This window comes from Nostoc sp. CCY 9925, assembly GCF_963920935.1.
Classification (GTDB): Bacteria; Cyanobacteriota; Cyanobacteriia; order Cyanobacteriales; family Nostocaceae; genus Nostoc.
Window position 1 is genome coordinate 23,464 of sequence record NZ_CAWUDO010000073.1, and the last position, 19,520, is coordinate 42,983.

17 protein-coding genes are annotated in these 19,520 nt (G+C 40.1%); 12 read left to right on the forward strand and 5 right to left on the reverse strand.

Annotated features, from left to right (window positions below):
* The first annotated feature begins 415 nt into the window (after window positions 1–415).
* From ACM0OY_RS28265 to ACM0OY_RS28290, 6 genes are all read left to right on the forward strand, one after another.
* Window positions 416–1,666: a DUF4912 domain-containing protein gene (locus tag ACM0OY_RS28265; protein WP_414572104.1), complete on the forward strand. Its 1,251-nt coding sequence runs from the start codon at window positions 416–418 to the stop codon at window positions 1,664–1,666.
* Window positions 1,667–1,750: 84 nt separating this feature from the next.
* The gene (locus ACM0OY_RS28270; protein WP_414572105.1) at window positions 1,751–2,677 is read left to right on the forward strand and encodes a phosphodiester glycosidase family protein; all 927 of its coding nucleotides are present in this window, start codon (window positions 1,751–1,753) and stop codon (window positions 2,675–2,677) included.
* A gap of 41 nt (window positions 2,678–2,718) precedes the next feature.
* A complete protein-coding gene (locus ACM0OY_RS28275; protein WP_414572106.1) occupies window positions 2,719–3,507 on the forward strand; it encodes an Rpn family recombination-promoting nuclease/putative transposase in 789 nt (262 codons plus the stop codon).
* A gap of 48 nt (window positions 3,508–3,555) precedes the next feature.
* Window positions 3,556–4,116, forward strand: coding sequence for a hypothetical protein (locus ACM0OY_RS28280; RefSeq protein ID WP_414572107.1), 561 nt, complete (start codon window positions 3,556–3,558; stop codon window positions 4,114–4,116).
* Between the two features lie 365 nt (window positions 4,117–4,481).
* Window positions 4,482–4,868 (forward strand): DUF2358 domain-containing protein, encoded by a 387-nt coding sequence (locus tag ACM0OY_RS28285; RefSeq protein WP_414572108.1) that lies wholly within the window; start codon window positions 4,482–4,484, stop codon window positions 4,866–4,868.
* A gap of 497 nt (window positions 4,869–5,365) precedes the next feature.
* Window positions 5,366–5,647 carry a hypothetical protein gene (locus ACM0OY_RS28290; RefSeq protein ID WP_414572109.1) on the forward strand — a complete coding sequence of 94 codons (282 nt, stop codon included), beginning with the start codon at window positions 5,366–5,368 and terminating at the stop codon, window positions 5,645–5,647.
* Window positions 5,648–5,711: 64 nt separating this feature from the next.
* Here ACM0OY_RS28290 and ACM0OY_RS28295 read toward each other — a convergent pair whose 3' ends face one another.
* Window positions 5,712–6,320: a hypothetical protein gene (locus ACM0OY_RS28295; RefSeq protein ID WP_414572110.1), complete on the reverse strand. Its 609-nt coding sequence runs from the start codon at window positions 6,318–6,320 to the stop codon at window positions 5,712–5,714.
* A gap of 351 nt (window positions 6,321–6,671) precedes the next feature.
* Between ACM0OY_RS28295 and ACM0OY_RS28300 the strand changes: the two genes are divergently transcribed.
* From ACM0OY_RS28300 to ACM0OY_RS28310, 3 genes are all read left to right on the forward strand, one after another.
* Window positions 6,672–7,850, forward strand: a complete 1,179-nt coding sequence (locus tag ACM0OY_RS28300) for a TRC40/GET3/ArsA family transport-energizing ATPase (protein ID WP_414572111.1) — start codon at window positions 6,672–6,674, stop codon at window positions 7,848–7,850.
* A gap of 238 nt (window positions 7,851–8,088) precedes the next feature.
* Complete coding sequence (locus ACM0OY_RS28305) at window positions 8,089–11,406, forward strand: GAF domain-containing protein (RefSeq protein ID WP_414572112.1); 3,318 nt, start codon at window positions 8,089–8,091, stop codon at window positions 11,404–11,406.
* A gap of 426 nt (window positions 11,407–11,832) precedes the next feature.
* Window positions 11,833–12,390, forward strand: coding sequence for a hypothetical protein (locus tag ACM0OY_RS28310; protein WP_414572113.1), 558 nt, complete (start codon window positions 11,833–11,835; stop codon window positions 12,388–12,390).
* 261 nt (window positions 12,391–12,651) lie between these two features.
* Here ACM0OY_RS28310 and dnaN read toward each other — a convergent pair whose 3' ends face one another.
* A complete protein-coding gene (dnaN, locus tag ACM0OY_RS28315; RefSeq protein WP_414572114.1) occupies window positions 12,652–13,815 on the reverse strand; it encodes a DNA polymerase III subunit beta in 1,164 nt (387 codons plus the stop codon).
* Between the two features lie 298 nt (window positions 13,816–14,113).
* Here dnaN and ACM0OY_RS28320 point away from each other — a divergent pair, with 298 nt between their 5' ends.
* The 3 genes from ACM0OY_RS28320 to ACM0OY_RS28330 all read left to right on the forward strand — a co-directional run bounded on the left by ACM0OY_RS28320 (window position 14,114) and on the right by ACM0OY_RS28330 (window position 17,301).
* Window positions 14,114–15,349, forward strand: a complete 1,236-nt coding sequence (locus tag ACM0OY_RS28320; protein ID WP_414572115.1) for an LL-diaminopimelate aminotransferase — start codon at window positions 14,114–14,116, stop codon at window positions 15,347–15,349.
* Window positions 15,350–15,469: 120 nt separating this feature from the next.
* Window positions 15,470–16,108, forward strand: a complete 639-nt coding sequence (locus tag ACM0OY_RS28325) for a Uma2 family endonuclease (protein WP_414572116.1) — start codon at window positions 15,470–15,472, stop codon at window positions 16,106–16,108.
* 251 nt (window positions 16,109–16,359) lie between these two features.
* Window positions 16,360–17,301 (forward strand): hypothetical protein, encoded by a 942-nt coding sequence (locus ACM0OY_RS28330; protein WP_414572117.1) that lies wholly within the window; start codon window positions 16,360–16,362, stop codon window positions 17,299–17,301.
* Window positions 17,302–17,463: 162 nt separating this feature from the next.
* Here the strand turns inward: ACM0OY_RS28330 and vapC are convergent, their stop codons facing one another.
* From vapC to ACM0OY_RS28345, 3 genes are all read right to left on the reverse strand, one after another.
* The gene (gene vapC, locus ACM0OY_RS28335) at window positions 17,464–17,871 is read right to left on the reverse strand and encodes a type II toxin-antitoxin system tRNA(fMet)-specific endonuclease VapC (RefSeq protein WP_414572118.1); all 408 of its coding nucleotides are present in this window, start codon (window positions 17,869–17,871) and stop codon (window positions 17,464–17,466) included.
* Window positions 17,868–18,128, reverse strand: a complete 261-nt coding sequence (locus tag ACM0OY_RS28340; protein ID WP_414572119.1) for a hypothetical protein — start codon at window positions 18,126–18,128, stop codon at window positions 17,868–17,870. The genes vapC and ACM0OY_RS28340 overlap by 4 nt, the downstream gene beginning before the upstream one ends.
* A gap of 111 nt (window positions 18,129–18,239) precedes the next feature.
* A complete protein-coding gene (locus ACM0OY_RS28345; RefSeq protein ID WP_414572122.1) occupies window positions 18,240–19,427 on the reverse strand; it encodes an MFS transporter in 1,188 nt (395 codons plus the stop codon).
* Window positions 19,428–19,520 lie beyond the last annotated feature (93 nt).

Below are 19,520 nucleotides of genomic sequence, written 5' to 3' on the forward strand. Positions count from 1 at the left end.
ATCTGGGTTTTAGGCTAACTTGAACACTATGTCATGAAAGCTTAACATTTTAGCTTTAAAATCCAACGGTTCTAGCTACAATGTCATGAAATTATGACAATACGATCCCACAACTGCTGATAAATTCGTGAAATAGCCAAAAAATCTATCCAAACCCCTTGATCCCTACATATGCTTAGTGGTTAATATTGACTTAACAAATACAACTCCTGCGATCCCAAAGAAATGCTAATTTTGGCATAACTAAAGGAATTGATAGGAAATGAATTCAATTTAAAAACAGACTAAAAAACTTAAAAACTGGGCAAAACCAGGAGTCAGGAATAAGAAATTCATCTGGAGTGGATGACATTTTATATCGCATTCTTTAACCAGGGGAAATCATTTACCGCTTAAACTACTGGAGGCCAAATTAATGGCAAAAGAACGCCCGCCACTAGAGGAGATGACCTTACGGCAACTACGTAAAGTTGCCAGCGAATATAGCATCTCTCGCTATAGCCGAATGCGTAAATCCCAACTGCTGGCATCAATTCAAGAAGTCCAGCGCAGCAAAATTTCGCTCAGTCCATCTCGTTCATTGGAGGCACAGGAAACCGTGGAAGCAGCTAAGTTTGAATTAGGTCAGGAAGATCGAACTGGTGGATCTCTTGCTGATGTTGATGAAGGACTCCCAGATCTGCCTTCTGGTTATGGTGAAAGCCGGATTGTACTCTTACCCCGCGATCCTCAATGGGCTTACACCTACTGGGATGTTCCCAATGAACATAAACAAGAACTGCGCCGCCAAGGTGGACAACAGCTGGCACTGCGGATTTATGACGTTACGGACATCAATATCGATTTTCAAAGCCCCCACAGCATTCAAGAATATCCTGCTGATGAACTAGCAAGAGAATGGTATCTACCAGTTCCAGTCAGCGATCGCGATTATGTAATCGATATCGGTTATCGTGCTGCTGATGGTCGCTGGTTGATACTCGCTCGTTCTGCGAGAGTACATATTCCTCCCGTCTATCCTTCTGACTGGATTGAGGATGTGTTCATCACCGTCAACTTTGAAGAAGATTTGCGCGGCACAACTCAATACGAACTCGTTCCACCCGCCAAGAAAGTGGCAGCGACTGGTGCAAATGGTGTAAATGGCGGTAACCCCATCTACGACCAAATCTTTGGTTTAGCGGAATCTGCCGAAGCACAACGGGTTGCTGGTTCTCTGTTTGGCTCCATGCAGCAAGCTGGTTCAGTACGCCCCGAACAAGCCATCAGTTCCTACATATTCCCCTCTGGTGTAGGTATGTGGGCAGTTCCCACCACTTCCGGTTTAACCATGTCCGGTGTGGGAATGTCAGGTGTTGGCTTCTCGGCTTCTGCCGTACCAGTGCGTCCACGCAAGTTCTGGTTAATAGCCGATGCTGAATTGATTGTTTACGGTGCAACTGAACCCGATGCTAACGTAACCATTGGCGGTCGTCCAATTAAACTGAATCCAGATGGTACATTCCGCTTCCAAATGTCCTTCCAAGATGGTTTAATTGACTATCCAATTGTGGCTGTCGCTGCTGATGGCGAGCAAACTCGGTCAATTCAGATGAAATTTAATCGTGAAACACCATCCCGGAATACTAATACCAAAGAAGAAGCTGTTCTAGAATGGTTCTCTTAAGTTTTAGTTCTCAGATTAACTCCAGACTGAAATTTTAAATTATTCCCCGCTATAGTAATTCTGTAGCGGGTTTTTTGTACGATTATGTCTAGAAAAAATTTACTTTTGTTATTTATGGCGATCGCTGCTGCAAGCTTGTTATCAAGTTGTCAAAAAATTGCAGCTAATTCAGTACCCAAAGCATCTAAAATTTGTCCTGGTGAAAATCCCCAATTTAGTATTGATTTTTTTAAAACTAATAATCAAGGACAGAAAAATTCTAGAGGTATTAACCACGTAATTATTTTTAATCCTAAATCAGCAGAATTAGATTTTAAAGTTAATCTTGGTTTATCTCATAAACTCTATGCTAAAGATGCTCAAGGAAAATTACGCAAAGAATATGTACCAAAACAATTTCGTGACCTCATTGTTGGTGATAACGCCAAATTAAATAGAAAACTACCCATCGCCGCAATTAACGCCGACTATATAGATACCACTGATAAACCACAAGGCTTAAATATTTCTCGTGGCGTAGAATATTCAGGAGCATTTAAAAATAAGCGTTCTTCCTTTGGTATATCAGGAGGTTCACCTAGACAACGACAAGCCACTATCCAAGCTGGTAGAAGAAACAGCGATGTTCTCAATTACAATTTAGTAGGAGGTAATGGTAGATTTTATCGCCAGGGTAAATTTAAAGATATTTGTCAAGATTTGGGAGAATTTGCTTGTAAAAGTGCGACTAATCGCTCTATGGCAGCTATCACTAATCAAGGATATGTAATACTATTAGTGAATGACGCCAAAGCTAATTCCGAGATTGAACTATCTGAAATTAATCAAGAGTTACTACCAGATAAATTTGATAATGTCTTGGAAGGCATTGCTAAGAATAACTGCTTAGGGAAAATTCAAGAAGGAATTTTATTTGATGGAGGTATGTCTCCAGGATTGTATTATAACCAAAAAATCTATGTAGAAAATTATGGGCCGATTGGCTCAGTTTTTTTAATCTACAAGAAATAGTTGGATATTTTTTGATTTGCAAGTCGCTGACTAAATATATAGTGAAAACTGACACTATCTTTTACAGCCTATTTCAGGCATTTCCTAGCATCTTCTTTGAACTGATTAACCAGCCGCCAGCAGAAGCAATTGTCTATAAATTTACTTCCTGCGAAGTTAAACAACTTGCTTTTCGCCTGGATGGTTTGTTTTTACCAATCACCAACGATCGAAAAAAACCTCTTTATATAGTTGAAGTTCAGTTTCAGCCCGATGATGATTTATATTACCGTCTGTTTGCTGAATTATTCCTCTACTTGCGGCAATATAAACCCCTTCATCCTTGGCAAGTTGTAATTATCTATCCAACTCGGAGTATTGAAAGAGAACAGACATTACAGTTTGGTGAAATGCTAGTTCTCAATCGAGTTAGACGCATTTACTTGGACGAGTTAAGCCAAGTAGCAGAAGCCTCCATTGGGGTTGGTGTTGTTAAACTTGTTATTGAGGCCGAGGAAACAGCACCAGAGGTAGCAAAACGCTTAATTGAGCAAGCCAAGGAACAGCTAACTGATGAAGTTACTCAGCGCCACCTCATCAATTTAATAGAGACAATTATCGTCTACAAATTACCACAAAAGAGCCGCCAGGAGATTGAAGCAATGTTGGGTTTAAGTGAATTGAAGCAGACTAAAGTTTATCAAGAAGCCTTAGAAGAAGGTAAACAGCAAAGTAAGTTAGAAGCAATACCACGGATGATAAAATTTGGGTTGAGCTTAGAAGCGATCGCTCAATTATTAGATTTACCTCTGGAAGTAGTCCAGCAAGCAGCAGAGAGTTTTCAAGAATAAGTCGATGTCCATCTTTGCTAATCTAGAGCCTAGCTTTAAAAAACACATATGACACCTGAAGAAATTACGGCTACACTCACAGAATTATTTGGCACAAATGTTGGTGCGGTCGCCCCTGGTTCCTGGCAAGTAAACACTTCTACTTTTCAACTCTTAGTGCTACTGTCCAAAGATAATACCTGGCTGCGAGTTTTGCTACCAATATTACCATTACAAGAAGCGCAATCTTTTTTAGCAGAGTTTTTGTCAGCTAACTTTGATGAAACTCAGGAAGTGCGCTATGCTTTGCATGATGGCCAAATTTGGGCAGTGTTTCACCATAACACTAGCACTTTGGTAAAAGTGGATTTTGAAAGAGCGATCGCTCGCCTAGTGTCTCTACATGAAGTAGGTTTAGATAATGCCTTCAATCGGTTAGTTGAAACCCGCATCCGCCAAGTCATCCAAGCAGCAAAACTCCAAGGACAATCTCTGCAAGCTACCATCCAAAACTTAGAACGCTTTTATGCAGAAGGAATCATGGGTGAAATCGACCAAACCGCAGAAGCGCGAGAAGAAACCCTAGCTGCTTGGCGGCGTCAGTTAGAACGTCTATGGAATGAGATATAAATTTGAGAAAGAATTCAGAATTCAGAATTCAGAATTGATGAAAATTCTACCCATAAAGCGATAGAGTTTTATAAGGAATAAGATTTAATACTATAGGAATCATATTTGATTTTTGAAATATACGTAGGGTGTGTTATGCCGTAGGCTAACGCACCAAAACCTTCGGGTGGTGCGTTACGGAAGCCGTAACACACCCTACACATACTTAGATTTTTTCAGAAATCAAATACTAGTCCTATAGTTTCGACCATCATGGGCGTTAGCGTAGCGGGATAAGTCCGGTTTTAAACCAATGTTCACTGAATAATCGCACAAAATTCATTTTGAATTCTGAATTCTGGCTCCTGAATTCTTTTTAATAAATTATGGATATCATTGAAATTCTCAAACAAGACTATCAAAGATTCCCAGTCAATCAAACTTACAACATTTATGCTCCAGATGTTTATTTTCAAGACCCAATGAATAAATTTCGTGGAGTTAAACGCTACAAAGAAATGATTAATTTTATCCAGACTTGGTTTTTAAATCCCAAGATGGATTTACATAATATTCAACATTTGGGAAACACAATTAAAACAGAGTGGACACTCAGTTGGAATACCCCTGTCCCTTGGAAACCACGTATCTCCATCCCTGGTTGGAGTGAATTAGGTTTAAACTCTGATGGTTTAATTGTCTCCCATATTGATTATTGGAATTGTTCGCGTTTAGACGTGGTGAAGCAGCATTTTTTCTCTTCAAATACTTGATATTTAAAATAACTGAATAGTTGATTGCTACAGCGTATTTCAGGTAAATGGTTTTACTTTCTTTGTGCAATCTAACTAATTGGGAAGCAATCATAACTTTGCTCGCTAGCAATTTTGCTTGTTCACGATCTAATATTGCAAAAACAATACATCAATATTCCATACGATTTTACTGATGAGATTAAGGTAGAGACAAAGGGAAAATAGAGATTTTGATTTGAATGAGTTACACGGGTACGAGCGCACAGCTGTGCATTGGTGTCAACTTAAGCCTTAGCGAATAAAATTTGTGGCTACACAGGCGAAGTCCGCCTCCGCGGACTAATGGAAAATTAAGGGTTTGAAACCCACGGAGGTGGGTTTTGCCTGTGTAGACGCGGTTTATAACCGCTGAATTCTGAATTCTGACTTCTGCTGTAAATATTGAGTTTAGCGATCGCTCTATTCAACCTACAAATTATGATGAATAATAAATTCAACCTCAAAGTGCGATCGCAATGACTGATAAAGAACTCAAACATCTAATTGAGACTAATGCTAAAACAGTCCAAGCTATGTTGGATGAAATAAGTGAAGCTAGACATGAACGCCAAGAACTCCGAGAAGGAATGATCCAACTTCAGAATGCAATGGCACAATTAACCAACTTACAAGATAAAATAACTAATTTATTAGTTGCTGTCGATGGCGATCGCCCTACAATTATCAAAAAACTTTCAGCAATTGAAACAAAGCTAGATCTGCTGTTGCAGCAAAACCCAACAGATGAATTAGGGTAAATATTCTACTCCTCAATTCTGCTGTATTTATATTTGGTGCATCTCATCTACTTAGTACGAAAGCTTACTCTAAAATTCCTACCAAAATCTTGACTATCTCTGCCAAATCATCCGGCAAAGTATAGGATGTAATATCCCGTGTAATAGTACGTAAATTCTGCTCTAAAGTCCCAAATACCCACACATCACCCATTGTTACAGCACCGTAGACTATATTTGGTGCATCTTCCAACATCGACAGTGCAATCATTTCTACTGCTAATTGAGTAAATCCCCGTGTCAAGTCATCACGTTTTGCTTCAACCACAACTAAGTTGCGTTCCGATTGAATGAAATAGTCTAAATTCCCTTGGAGTAAATTATTTACCTTCAAGGGGTACTCAATTCGCAGCAGTCGTTTACAAGTAACTGCTACCCGACTTAAGACTGGTGCAACCAAAATTTCCCTTTTGGCAGTTTCACTGCTAAGAGTAACGTAAGGAATAGTATCTTCAAGTTGTTGTCGAAGTTCATCAAGTCCGTCTAGTTGATTACTCGTTCTAGGAAGTTGCAAACGCTTACGGAAAAAAGCATAGTCAAACTCTGCTAAAACTTCATCTGTATCATTGGAAAACTCAAAGTATGAACGAAATGAATAATTCCCATCCGGTTGGAGAATTTTTGGTTTTGACATCACCGCCTCCTACCGTATTTTCCTAATCTACTACTATATAAATAGCAGTCAATAGACCTTTTGCAAAAATAGTTTTGCACTCTTGGGGGGAAGAAAATAGGTTAAAGGAGGGATCTTCCCTTTCCCCTTTGCCCCTTGCTCTTTTCCCTTCCGAAGGTTGCTCTTTCCACTTTACCCCTTACCCTTTTCCCCACTTCTGCAAGAAGTCTAATATGGCAATATAGCTGGATTATCCCCCATATTTATTATTGAACTGTTCGCGCCTAGACGTGCTAAAGCAGCATTTATTTTCCTCAAACAGCCGATAATTGTAAATAAATGTAAAAATCCTCAGGCAGGAAAGAAGCATCCATGCGTGTAATTTTAATGACTGGTAAAGGCGGCGTGGGTAAAACCTCCGTTGCTGCTGCAACTGGACTCCGTTGTGCAGAATTAGGCTATCAGACCTTGGTTTTAAGTACAGATCCCGCTCACTCTCTAGCAGACAGTTTTGACATGGAAATGGGACATGTACCCCGAAAAATTCGCCCAAATTTGTGGGGTGCAGAATTAGATGCACTGCAAGAACTGGAGGGAAACTGGGGTGCTGTGAAACGTTACATTACCCAAGTTTTACAAGCAAGGGGTTTAGAGGGAGTACAAGCGGAAGAATTGGCAATTTTACCAGGCATGGATGAGATTTTTGGCTTGGTAAGGATGAAACGCCACTATGATGAAGGCGAGTTTGATGTCTTGATTATCGACTCAGCCCCCACTGGCACAGCACTGCGTTTGCTGAGTTTACCAGAAGTCGGCGGTTGGTATATGCGCCGTTTTTACAAACCCTTTCAAAATATCTCGGTAGCACTTAGACCTTTGGTTGAACCTTTTTTTAAACCAATTGCTGGTTTTTCGCTACCAGATAAAGAGGTAATGGATGCGCCTTATGAGTTTTATGAACAAATTGAAGCTCTGGAAAAAGTATTAACAGATAATACTCAAACCTCAGTGCGTCTTGTGACTAATCCCGAAAAAATGGTGATTAAAGAGTCTCTGCGTGCCCATGCTTATTTGAGTTTATATAATGTTGCCACGGATTTAGTTGTGGCAAATCGCATAATTCCCAGCGAAGTAAAAGACCCATTTTTCCAACGTTGGAAAGAAAATCAGGAGCAGTATCGCCAGGAAATTCATGATAATTTCCACCCTCTACCCGTAAAAGAAGTTCCGCTGTTCTCTGAAGAGATGTGTGGATTAGCTGCATTAGAACGCTTGAAGGAAACGCTTTATAAAGATGAAGATCCCACTCAGGTTTATTACAAAGAAACAACTATTCGAGTCGTACAAGAGCAAAATCAATACAGTTTAGAACTTTACTTACCTGGCATTCCTAAAAACCAGGTTCAACTGAGCAAAACGGGGGACGAATTGAATATTACTATTGGCAATCATCGGCGTAACTTAGTTTTGCCGCAAGCCTTAGCAGCACTACAACCAGCAGGAGCAAAGATGGAAAATGACTATCTGAAAATTAGTTTTGCTGCAATGTAAGAGTTGAGTTTTGTTGATACGTAAAGTTTCAACAAAAACTTCCAACTAAACAGAAAAAATATTTTCTGATAACCGAGAAAGATGCAAGTAAAACTGCGTCTTTCTTTTTAATTTTTATAAGTTTAGTTAGTAATTTGCCGTAGTTTTACTGAAGACAAATTGATTAAATAAATTCAAAAATATCATTAGATTTAATCATGATGTGTTTCCCAATTATTAATTAAAGATATTATCAGCAATGGCCTCGAACTCTGAACAAGATTGGCGGGGAACTCGCCATGAAGAAACTTTACTACACCGGATTACAAATCGTATCCGACGCAGTTTAGAATTAGAAGAGATTATCACAGTCACAACAGCAGAGGTGCGATCGCTACTGCAAACCGACAGAGTGATGATTTACAAATTTCATCCCGATGGTAGCGGTCAGGTCATTGCTGAGTCTATCTACAACAATCGTTTACCGTCGCTACTAGGACTAAATTTCCCTGCTGATGATATTCCACCCAGCGCCCGTGAACTGTTTGTTAAATCACGGGTGCGTTCTGTTGTCAATGTTGATACTCAAGAAATTGGTCAAAGTCACTTACACGATCTGGAAAATGGAGAAACCATCTCACAGCAAATCTGTTACCGTCCCGTAGACCCTTGCCATATTGAATATTTGAAGGCAATGGGGGTAAAGTCTAGTATGGTAGCCCCTATTCTTTACCAAAATCAACTCTGGGGACTGCTGGTGTCTCATAATTCTGAGGCGCGTTTGATTTTGGAATCGGAACTAGAAGCATTACAAATAGTAGTCGATCAACTGTCAGTTGCGATCGCTCAAAGTACCCTCTTGACTCAAGTCCGCAAAACAGCCGCACAAGAAGCCATCATTAACCGCATTGCTAGCCTGCTACATTCACTACCGACAATTGTATTACAGCCAGCCCTCGAAGCTGCTGTTGCTGCCTTTGATGGTGTTGGTGGTCGGCTTTGCATTAGAAATGCAGCTTTTGATTACCACAATGGTAGCGTCGCCAGCTTCACAGAATGCTTAATCCCTGGAAATACTTGTATAAAGCTATATACATACGGTCAGCAGCCTCTGATACCAGAACAAACCATATATCCACTCATAGAGCAGTATAGTGCTTGGCAGGAACACTACAATTCCAGTGAAGAAAATGATGTTTGGGCGATTGTAGATATTTATCAAACCCCAGGCTGGCGAAGTTTGCAAATTGCTTTTGAACCAACTAAAATTCGCAGTATGTTGGTGATTCCACTCCACTATCGTCAGCAGTTGTTGGGTTATTTAAGTATTTTCCGCAGCGAAATAAATACAGAAACCCTCTGGGCGGGACAGTATGACAGCGACAACAGACAATTATATCCCCGGCGATCGTTTGAAGCTTGGCGCGAATCTAAAAAAGCACAGTTGCGGCCATGGACGCCTGAAGAGATTGAACTGGCTAGAAACCTCGGTAAACACTTTGCTTCCGCAGTTCAGCAGTATGAATTATACCAACAAGTACAAGTCTTCAATGAAAATTTAGAACATCAAGTTAAAAGACGCACAATCGAATTACAACGGACAGCCGAACAACAACAGGCTGTGTTTAAAGTTATTGCCGAGATTCGGGAATCTTTGGACACAGATACGATTTTTCAAACAACTACTAAAGAAGTTTGTCAATTAATCAAAGCCGATCGCGTTTCTGTTTATCGTTTCGATGCTGATTGGGGTGGCGAATTTGTCGGCGATTTTGAGGCTGCTAGTCCATACTGGTCGAATGAATCCGATCTAGGTATTAATACTATTTGGAATGATACTTACTTACAAGATACACAGGGAGGACGCTATCGCCACAATCAAACATTTGCTGTCGATGACATCTACAAAGCGGGGTTTACTCAGTGTCATATCGACAATTTAGAGCAGTTTCAAATTCGCGCTTTTGTACTTGCTCCAATTTTTGTTGGGCAAAAACTTTGGGGTTTACTAGCAAGTTATCAACACTCTGGTCCTCGTCAATGGAAAGCCCCGGAAATTGACTTTCTTAGTCAGATTGCTGCTCAAATGGGGGTAGCACTCCAGCAAGCTGAATTACTGACTCAAACACGAGAACAGGCTTTAGATTTGCAACAAGCAGCAGAACAACAACGAGTATTGTTTGAAGTTGTTGCCAAAGTTAGAGAATCTCTGAATTTAGATGCAATTTTTCAGATAACTACTCAAGAAATCTGTAAATCACTACAAGCCGATCGAGTTGCAGTTTACCGCTTCCAAGCTGATTGGAGTGGTGAATACATTGCTGAGTTTGTGAATGAAGGTTGGGTAAAGGTAGTAAATCCTGGTACTAATATAATTTGGCGAGATAGCTATTTGCAGGAAACCCAAGGTGGGCGATATCGCCATAATGAAACCTTTGTAGTTGATAATATTTATGAAGCTAATCACTCTGCATGTCACGTTGCGGCTTTAGAGGAAATTCAAGCAAAAGCCTATGCGATCGCACCAATATTTATTAGGCAACAACTTTGGGGTTTGCTAGCAGCTTATCAAAACTCTGCACCCCGTCATTGGGAAACCTCAGAAATTCAGTTTCTCACTCAAATTGCCAATCAGCTTGGGGTTGCACTCCAACAAGTTGAATTGCTCAATCAGACTAAGGAGCAGAAAGAAAAACTAGCTAGAGCTTTGGAGGATCTAAAGCAAACTCAAACCCAACTGATTCAGACAGAAAAAATGTCTTCGTTGGGTCAATTAGTAGCTGGTGTTGCCCACGAAATTAATAACCCAGTGAACTTTATTTATGGCAACATTAATCATGTCAGCGAATACGCCCAAGATTTACTCGGAATTCTAGATTTATATTTGCAAAACTGCCCTAACCCTGACCCAGAAATTCGCGATCGCGCAGAAGAAATAGACTTAGAATTTCTGACTGAGGATTTGCCCAAAACTCTCTCGTCAATGAAAATTGGTATCGATCGCATCCGGCAAATTGTTTCGGGTTTACGGAATTTTTCTCGCCTTGACCAAGCAGAAAAGAAACCAGTTGATATCCATGAGGGTATTGATAGCACCTTGCTAATTTTGCAGCATCGCTTGAAAGCAAAACCAGAAAGTCCGGCAATTAAATTAGTTAAAGAGTATGGCGAACTTCCCTTAGTAGAATGCTATGCTGGGCCATTAAATCAGGTATTTATGAATGTTTTAAGTAATGCGATCGATGCTCTAGAAGATTACAGAAATACATCCAAAGCTTATAACAATCAAATTACCATTACTACTTCTCTTGGGGAAATAGAAACTAATATCAAGAGTGTAGTAATTCGCATAAAAGACAACGGCCCAGGAATACCCGAAGACCTAAAAGTAAGAATCTGCGACCCATTCTTCACTACTAAACCGGTTGGAAAAGGCACGGGTTTGGGGTTATCTATTAGTTATCAGATCGTTGTGGATAAACACAGCGGTATATTTAAATGTGACTCTCAGGCAGGGTTAGGTACAGAATTTTGGATTGAAATTCCGATTAAACAAATCACTAAACCGCAGCATTAACTTCCCTAGATTGGCATAACGCACAAAATTTTCAGTTAATGCCAGAAATTTATAGGGATTTGATTATTGTGCATAAAAATATTTGCATTCTGGCTAGAGATGATACCAGAATAAACGCACCTTATTTGTACCACTTTAAGGTGCGTTTACTTTTAAATTAAGCGAAAGTCTATTACGTGTTGCCGAACAATAGCCAGACATAGTAATAGCAATTAAGAATTACTGTTAAATTATACAACATACCACAAATGTAATTAATTTATAAGTTTTTATTTATACAGATAATTTATCAAAAAACTTTGTGTTATCAAGCAATTAGATGTATTAAAGCAAGCAATATACCGTATTATAAACAGTGAGTTTTCTAAAAATCGCAATCATACTCTAATTCTTTTCATACATCCACCAAGCAAGGAAAGTCGCTACATGATACCTGCTAATTTCGCTAAGCGTCGCCAACTGTCAGCCTTTGCCTGTGCTATTGCGGCTGCAACCATAGGTGTTGATTTCATTAGCACTAAATCAATTGCTCAGGCCCAGCTCTTACCCGTAACTTGCCCAGTAGGTTCGGAGACAGCTACTTACAACCCACTACTGACGAACCAAGTGCAAAATACTACTGTTACCGTCACAGGTACTGTAGGTCAATGCATCGGCGCTCAACCTATTACTTCAGGAACTTACAACTTCACGTTTACGGGCCCGACCTCTTGCAACAACATAGGGACTTTTCCAACGTATTTAATTACATACAACTGGAACACTGGGCAATCTAGCGAAGTGCTATATACCTTTACTTCTAGTAATGTGATTGGGGGTCAAATTATCCTCACTTCTGTAGGAACCGTCGTTAGTGGTTTGTTCCAAGGTAGGACAGTACAAAGAACCATAGCCCTATTGTCAACGGATCTTCAAGCTTGCCAAAATCAGGGTCTGTTTAGCATTGGAGGTCTTCAAACACTGATTATTTTGGGGTCAATATAGCCTTTTTTGGTCAGTTTGAAAGAACCCCCAATTACTGAAAGTATTTTGGGGCTTTACTTTCCAGTTAGAGACTAAAAATTTTAGTTTCTGTTAGAAAATAAAGCCTCAAATTTGATAGTCAATTAAAGTCTCATGAATAACTCACGACATCGTTTCTCAATCAACCTTCTTTGTTGTTGATAGACTAGTTGGGAGATTAAATTTTAGCTTTGCTTGTGGCTGGCGACCGCCAGCTATAATTACCAAAATTTCCAAGAAATTTTAACTTCTAAGTTGCACCGGCATAGCTAAATAAGTCATTTTCAAACCACCCAGTGGCGTAAAAATCACTGGAGTTAGGCTTTGATTCAAATGCATTTGAATTTCGGAAGATGGTAACTCTTTTAAACCTTCCATCAAATATTTAATGTTAAAAGCAATATCTATATTTTCCCCCGAAATTTGTGCCGGCATTGGCTCTCTACCACTACCGACATCTTGAGCTTCACAAGATAAGATAATTTCTTGGGCTTGGCTATCAATGCTGAGTTTGACAATATTATTTTTCTGATCTGCTAGCACAGCAATTCGCTCTAAAGTGCTGATGAATTGTCGCCGTTCAATTGTGACTTGTCGCTCAAATTGACGCGGAATCAGTTGGCGATAGGCGGGATATTGCCCTTCTAATGTGCGACTAGTCAAGCGTTGATTTTGCCATGCAAACACGACTTGACCTTGATCGAAATATAAAGCTACAGGTTCATCAGATGAGGCGCTATGAGCTAACATTCTTTGTAGTTCGCGTAATGCTCTAGCTGGGACTGTGACTTCTAGTTGATTAGTTCCATCTAAAGGACGCTCGTTGCTAGTTTCTACTACTGCTAGGCGATGTCCGTCGGTAGCTGCAAATTCTAGAGTATCTTGTTTAACTGTTAAATGAACTCCCGTGAGTACTTGTTTGGTTTCATCAGCACTGGTGGCAAATAATGAACCCCGTAATCCCTCAATTAATGCAGCGGTGGTGAGATGAAGTACTTCTGTATTTTCAATTACGGGTAGTTCGGGAAATTCTTCTGGGCCCATTGCTCGGACTTGATAATATCCACTCTTCGGTGTGAGTGTGACAATTAAACCTTCGCCGCTTGATGTTGCACCTGTGAGGGCTGATTCATCATCGAGAGTAATTTCGCCCTCTGGAAGACGAGAAGTGATATCTACAAGTAACTTAGCAGGAAGCGCGATCGCTCCTCCTTCCCATACTTCAGCATTAAAGCTAGTACGGATACCCAAGCTCAAATCAAAGGCTGTTAAGCTTACTTGGTTAGTTTCTGCATCCGCTTGTAACAGCACATTGGCAAGTATCGGATGAGTCGGTCGTGAAGGTACAGCACGACTGACGAGTGAGAGGTTTGTACTGAGGTCGCTTTGGGCGCAAACTAATTTCATAAGTCAGATTCAGCTGGTGAAAAATATCCTAACATTCATCCTTATTGTTTATCGATAAACGTTTTGCCGACAGCATGCGGAATCTTCCACTGGTGTAGAGACGCGATGAATCGGGTGTACAAGACGCGATGAATCGAGTGTACAAGACGCGATGAATCGGGTGTACAAGACGCGATGAATCGGGTGTACAAGACGCGATGAATCGGGTGTACAAGACGCGATGAATCGCGTCTCTACAAAAGTTATCGCCCAGATAAATTAGCAGTAAGCTATTTTAGGGCGTTTTTCATAATTTCCTATGGCAAGTATTAACGACAACTACCTTAAACTGAAAGCTGGTTACCTGTTTCCAGAAATTGCTCGACGGGTGAATGCTTTTGCAGAAGCGAACAGTAATGCTAAAATCATCAGACTGGGCATTGGTGATGTTACTGAACCTCTGCCAGAAGCTTGTCGCACAGCAATGATTAAAGCTGTCGAACAAATGGGCGATCGCAATACCTTCAAAGGCTACGGCCCAGAACAAGGCTATGCTTGGTTGCGGGAGAAAATTGCTAGTCAAGATTTCCAAGCACGGGGAGCAGCGATCGATGCTTCGGAAATCTTTATCTCCGATGGTTCTAAGTGCGATACTGGCAATATTCTGGAAATCTTTGGTCATGACAACACTATAGCCGTTACCGACCCTGTTTACCCCGTATATGTAGATACTAATGTCATGGCGGGAAATACAGGCAATGCTAACGATAAAGGCGAGTTTGAAGGTTTAGTTTATCTACCGATTTCTGCTGATAACAACTTCACCGCCGAGATTCCCTCCAAGAAAGTCGATTTAATTTATCTCTGCTTTCCCAATAACCCCACTGGCGCAACTGCTACCAAGGAATATTTAAAGGCATGGGTGGACTACGCCAAAGCTAATAACTCGATTATTTTCTTTGATGCAGCCTACGAAGCTTACATTACCGATGCATCGATACCCCATTCAATTTATGAAATTGAAGGTGCAAGAGAAGTTGCGATCGAATTTCGGTCTTTCTCGAAGAATGCAGGCTTTACAGGAACTCGCTGCGCGTTAACTGTGGTGCCAAAGACACTCACAGCAAAAGCCGCTGATGGTTCCGATGTCGAACTGTGGAAACTCTGGAATCGTCGCCAGTCTACCAAATTTAATGGTGTTTCTTACATCGTTCAACGGGGAGCTGAAGCAGTTTATTCTGAAGAAGGACAAGCACAAATTAAAAAATTGGTTAGTTTCTATTTAGAAAACGCCAAAATTATCCGCGAGAAACTCACAGCTGCGGGATTATCAGTTTATGGTGGCGTGAATGCACCTTACGTTTGGGTGAAAACGCCTAATGGTTTATCGAGTTGGGAATTCTTTGATAAATTACTGCAAACCGTCAACGTTGTGGGAACACCAGGTTCTGGCTTTGGTGCTGCTGGTGAAGGTTACTTTAGAATTTCCGCGTTTAATAGCCGAGAGAATGTAGAAGAAGCGATGAAACGGATTACTGAGAAGTTTAAAGTGTAAGGCGATCGCTTTTAGCTGCTTTTATTAAACTCATTCTATTAGTAAAGGTTACGGTGGGCTATATTATCCACCGCAACCTCATAGGTAATTATTGAGATTTAGCTTACTGATATTTTGGTTATGACTGCTGCCATTCCCGTTTTTAAACCTGTTAGTCAGATGCAATTGTCACCCGGTAGCACCGTAACTATTCCTGATGTTAGCTGGGAAGAATTTGAATCTATTTTGCAAGAATTGGGAGAAAAAAGAACTACAAGAATTGCCTATAGCCAGAGTAATTTAGAAATTATGGCTCCATTATCAGAACATGAAATTCCTAAAGATTTAATTTCTGATATTGTCAAAATCTTGCTGAAGGCTAAAAATATTAGATATCAACCTTTTGGTTCCACCACTTTTAAAAAGCAAGGTTTAGCAGGAGTTGAACCTGATGCTTGCTTTTATATTCAAAATTATCAACGGATGATTGGTCGTCGCCGCTTAGAACCTAACGATCCGCCGCCAGATTTAGCAATTGAGACTGATGTCACCTCAAAAACTACTCTTGATGCTTATGAAGCGATCGCAGTTCCAGAATTATGGGTATACGATAGTGGAAGCCTTTCTATTTATTTGCTAAAAGATGGAAAATACATAAAATCTGACACAAGTCCTAATTTTCAAGATATAGCTATCACTCAAATTATTCCTGCGGCTGTAGAACGTAGTTGGCAAGTAGGAAGTTTTCAAGCTTTGCAAGAATTGGAAGCAATGATTTAGTAAATGATCGAGTAGGGATTGCTTGTTGTGAGTTCCTTTAAAATCTGAATATTGGAATTATGCTGCTATAAATTAATCGAGTAGAAGGTGCGATCGTATTTCAGTAAATAGTGATATAAACCGCAATTAAAGAATTAAGCAAATTACAAAAAACTTTAAGGCGTAGGTTTATTAGGCATCGCTTTTGGGCATTTTAAAGGTTATAGTTAAAGTTACTTAACAAGCAATACTTAGAAGAGTAAGATTAGCAAATGCCAAATAATCATTTACCAAAGACAAGATACGAAATAGCAAACAAACCTCAACTCAGACCCTATGGCTCAAAGGTTGATATTATTCTTGGTGGCAACAATCAGTTTGGTTTTGATGGAGAAAGTTGTTTGATTTTGGGTAATGATCTGATAGTTCGTCTCATTCCTCGGCAAAACAAGAAGTTAGAGTTTCAGAAATTTACAGCTTATTTAGAAGGTTTTGCTACTGCTAGCGAAGCAGAGGAGGCTGGTTTAAAGTTTGCAATGTCAGTTTTGTGGGCAGCAGTCTCATTAAGATGTCCACTACGGTTAGAATATCATACTCCACTGCCATGTGTAGTATACGATCGGACTCCACACGGAGGGATAGTGATGTCATCTCATAGTACGTTCTCATTCACTAGTGGAGCAAACCTAGTTGTTGAAGTACTGGAGCAAAGTTTCACTTCTAACATCCCAATTAATAATAAACGCCTGCTCGTCTCAATGGAGCTTTTTGCCGCAGCTCGTTTAGAGGCAACAGAACGTGCAAGATTTGTTGGTCTTGTATCGGCACTTGAGCCATTAGCTGAACAGAAAAAATTTGAATACCCAGATTTAAAAGAAATTGTAAAAGATACCTTAAATAAAGTGCAAGATTCACTGAATTTACCTGATGATATAAAGCGATCGCTCGAAGGGAGTATCAGGAATCTAACGCGCGAATCTGTATCACACGCTATTAAACGCCTTATTACAACTCATTTAACTGAGGACAAAATGGCATTAGAAATTCTGGAAGAGGCTTATACAATCCGCAGCAAGATTCTACATGAAGGGGCTTTCTATCCAGATTTACGCGATAAAAGTTATAAAATTGAAGACGTTATACGCCGTCTCTACTCTGCCATAATCGGATACGAACTTCGTTTCCCAGCAAAGACATATACAAATAATGATTAGTCTTGAGATGAGCAGTTAAATTAAAAGGTGAATTTTACAAGTCAGTTGTAATGCGATCGCCTTTGCATCCTGCTTTATAAGTTAGCGTTTTGGCTAAGTTTGGCATAATTCCTCTCAGGCTATAAATACAGTTAATTATTAACTTGAATCACTAGACAATAATTATCTTTCTGCTTCCCAATCCTCAAGCTGTAACCCTGGCACACGGCTAAACTCATCTACATTATGAGTTACTAAAATAAGATTATTTGCCAAAGCGATCGCTGCAATTTGCAAATCATAAGGGCCAATAGGAGTTCCTAAGTTAGCCAGATGAGAGCGGAGATCGCCAAATATTTCCGCTGCAATATCATCAAACGGCAAAGAAGTAAATCTATTCAAAAATTGTTTTTGTAAAGCTAGATTGCGAGTTGGATTATTACTCCTCTTTGCCCCATAAAATAATTCAGCTTTCACAGTAGAACAAACAACAATATCTAAATCACTGCGGCTTTCTAGCCTGCGCCGTAAACTCAGATTTCTACCATTAAGATAAATAATACAAGCATTCGTATCTAAAAGATAAGTCATTCTAACGCTTCTCTTTGTTCATAATCTCCTTGAGGATGTCTCATAATTGGGTCATCTGCTAAACAACCATAAGTCTTATCAATAAACTCATGCCATTCTAATTGAGTTAATTTTTCCTCCTCTAAAGAAGCAGTTTGTTTTTTTATAGGTTTCAATGTCACCGTAACTTCTAATTCAGTTTCTTTCATTTCTACAGGGATATCTAGATGTAACACTCCGTCTTCGCCTACATAAGAACGTATTTTGATACTTTCCATACTCTAACTCTCTATTATTTGATTAAATATAGCATCTCAGTTCTTAGTCTTAAAGTTTGATAAATAGTCTTCAGCACATCTGAAGTGATGGCATTTTGCTTTTGACCGAATTTAATATTTGTTTTTTTGAGAGACTAACAATAATACAGATGCGATCGCCAACAAACTCCCAACAATAAATGTTGCTTGTGCACCTTGTGTTTCCCACAATCCACCAGCTAGAAAACTAGCAGGTAAAAGTGCTATTCCTACAGCTAAATTTAGAAATCCAAAAGCAGTGCCACGCAGATTTGCAGGTATACTATTTGCGACTAGTGCTAACAATAATCCTTTACTCATGCCCAGATGCAGACCATAAAGAGCAAACAATCCCCAAACTTGCCAAGGTGCTTGTACGAAGGCGAAGCCCAGATATACTAAAGCGTATAAGAGAAATCCGCCTACCAATAGTCCAAATCTACCCAAGCGATCGGAAAGTATTCCTATTGGGTAGGCGCTGAATGAATAAGCCATATTCATCACCACTAATGTCAAGGGTATGAGTGAAGCAGAGATGCCTATTTGTTCGGCTCGCAGCAACAAAAAAGCATTGCTGGAGTTGCCTAAATTGAATAGCAGCGCCACTGCTACGAGTACCCAATATTTTTGACCTAAACTGCGTAAAACTTTCCATTGCAGAGGATTACTTCGCTTTGTTTTGGTTTCACTTGCTTTCGGTTCGCTGACTCCCACTGTTAATAAAGCCACCGCCAAGAAACCAGGGATGAGTGCTAGCCAAAAAACCAAGCGAAAGTTGTTTGCAGAAGCAGCCATCAGGACAAATGCTATCAAAGGCCCTAAAAATGCGCCGATAGTATCGAGAGATTGACGCAATCCGTAGGCTGCACCGCGTACCTCTGATGTAGTAGAATCAGCAACTAAAGCATCACGGGGTGCGACTCGGATACCTTTGCCAAAGCGATCGCCAAATCTAGCTATTAACACCCCAGTTGGACTGGTAGCTATAGCGAATAGAGGTTTAACAAAGGTAGATAACCCATATCCAAACACCGCTAAACCTTTGCGATGTCCCAGGTAATCACTCAACGCTCCCGAAAAGATTTTCAAAACTGATGCTGTTGCTTCCGCAATGCCTTCAATAATCCCGACAGTCAAGACATTCGCGCCTAAAGCTGATACCAGAAATAACGGTAACAGCGAATTAATCATCTCGGAGCTAATATCTGTCAGCAGACTGACGAACCCCAACACCCAAACGGTACGGGGAATTTCCTGAAAAAATTTATTTTGTAGCTGCATATTGCGTGTTTCTCTGACAAATGTCATTGTATCGAGTAACAATGCCATTGCATCGGGTGACAATGCCATTGCATCGGGTGACAATGCCATTGC

Coding starts and splice junctions, on each gene's coding strand:
- ACM0OY_RS28295 (WP_414572110.1), bottom strand. CDS start 6,320: ATGTCAAAACCAAAAATTCTCCAACCGGATGGGAATTATTCATTTCGT.
- ACM0OY_RS28305 (WP_414572112.1), top strand. CDS start 8,089: ATGGCCTCGAACTCTGAACAAGATTGGCGGGGAACTCGCCATGAAGAA.
- ACM0OY_RS28320 (WP_414572115.1), top strand. CDS start 14,114: ATGGCAAGTATTAACGACAACTACCTTAAACTGAAAGCTGGTTACCTG.
- vapC (WP_414572118.1), bottom strand. CDS start 17,871: ATGACTTATCTTTTAGATACGAATGCTTGTATTATTTATCTTAATGGT.
- dnaN (WP_414572114.1), bottom strand. CDS start 13,815: ATGAAATTAGTTTGCGCCCAAAGCGACCTCAGTACAAACCTCTCACTC.
- ACM0OY_RS28310 (WP_414572113.1), top strand. CDS start 11,833: ATGATACCTGCTAATTTCGCTAAGCGTCGCCAACTGTCAGCCTTTGCC.
- ACM0OY_RS28290 (WP_414572109.1), top strand. CDS start 5,366: ATGACTGATAAAGAACTCAAACATCTAATTGAGACTAATGCTAAAACA.
- ACM0OY_RS28265 (WP_414572104.1), top strand. CDS start 416: ATGGCAAAAGAACGCCCGCCACTAGAGGAGATGACCTTACGGCAACTA.
- ACM0OY_RS28330 (WP_414572117.1), top strand. CDS start 16,360: ATGCCAAATAATCATTTACCAAAGACAAGATACGAAATAGCAAACAAA.
- ACM0OY_RS28340 (WP_414572119.1), bottom strand. CDS start 18,128: ATGGAAAGTATCAAAATACGTTCTTATGTAGGCGAAGACGGAGTGTTA.
- ACM0OY_RS28285 (WP_414572108.1), top strand. CDS start 4,482: ATGGATATCATTGAAATTCTCAAACAAGACTATCAAAGATTCCCAGTC.
- ACM0OY_RS28270 (WP_414572105.1), top strand. CDS start 1,751: ATGTCTAGAAAAAATTTACTTTTGTTATTTATGGCGATCGCTGCTGCA.
- ACM0OY_RS28300 (WP_414572111.1), top strand. CDS start 6,672: ATGCGTGTAATTTTAATGACTGGTAAAGGCGGCGTGGGTAAAACCTCC.
- ACM0OY_RS28280 (WP_414572107.1), top strand. CDS start 3,556: ATGACACCTGAAGAAATTACGGCTACACTCACAGAATTATTTGGCACA.
- ACM0OY_RS28325 (WP_414572116.1), top strand. CDS start 15,470: ATGACTGCTGCCATTCCCGTTTTTAAACCTGTTAGTCAGATGCAATTG.
- ACM0OY_RS28345 (WP_414572122.1), bottom strand. CDS start 19,427: ATGCAGCTACAAAATAAATTTTTTCAGGAAATTCCCCGTACCGTTTGG.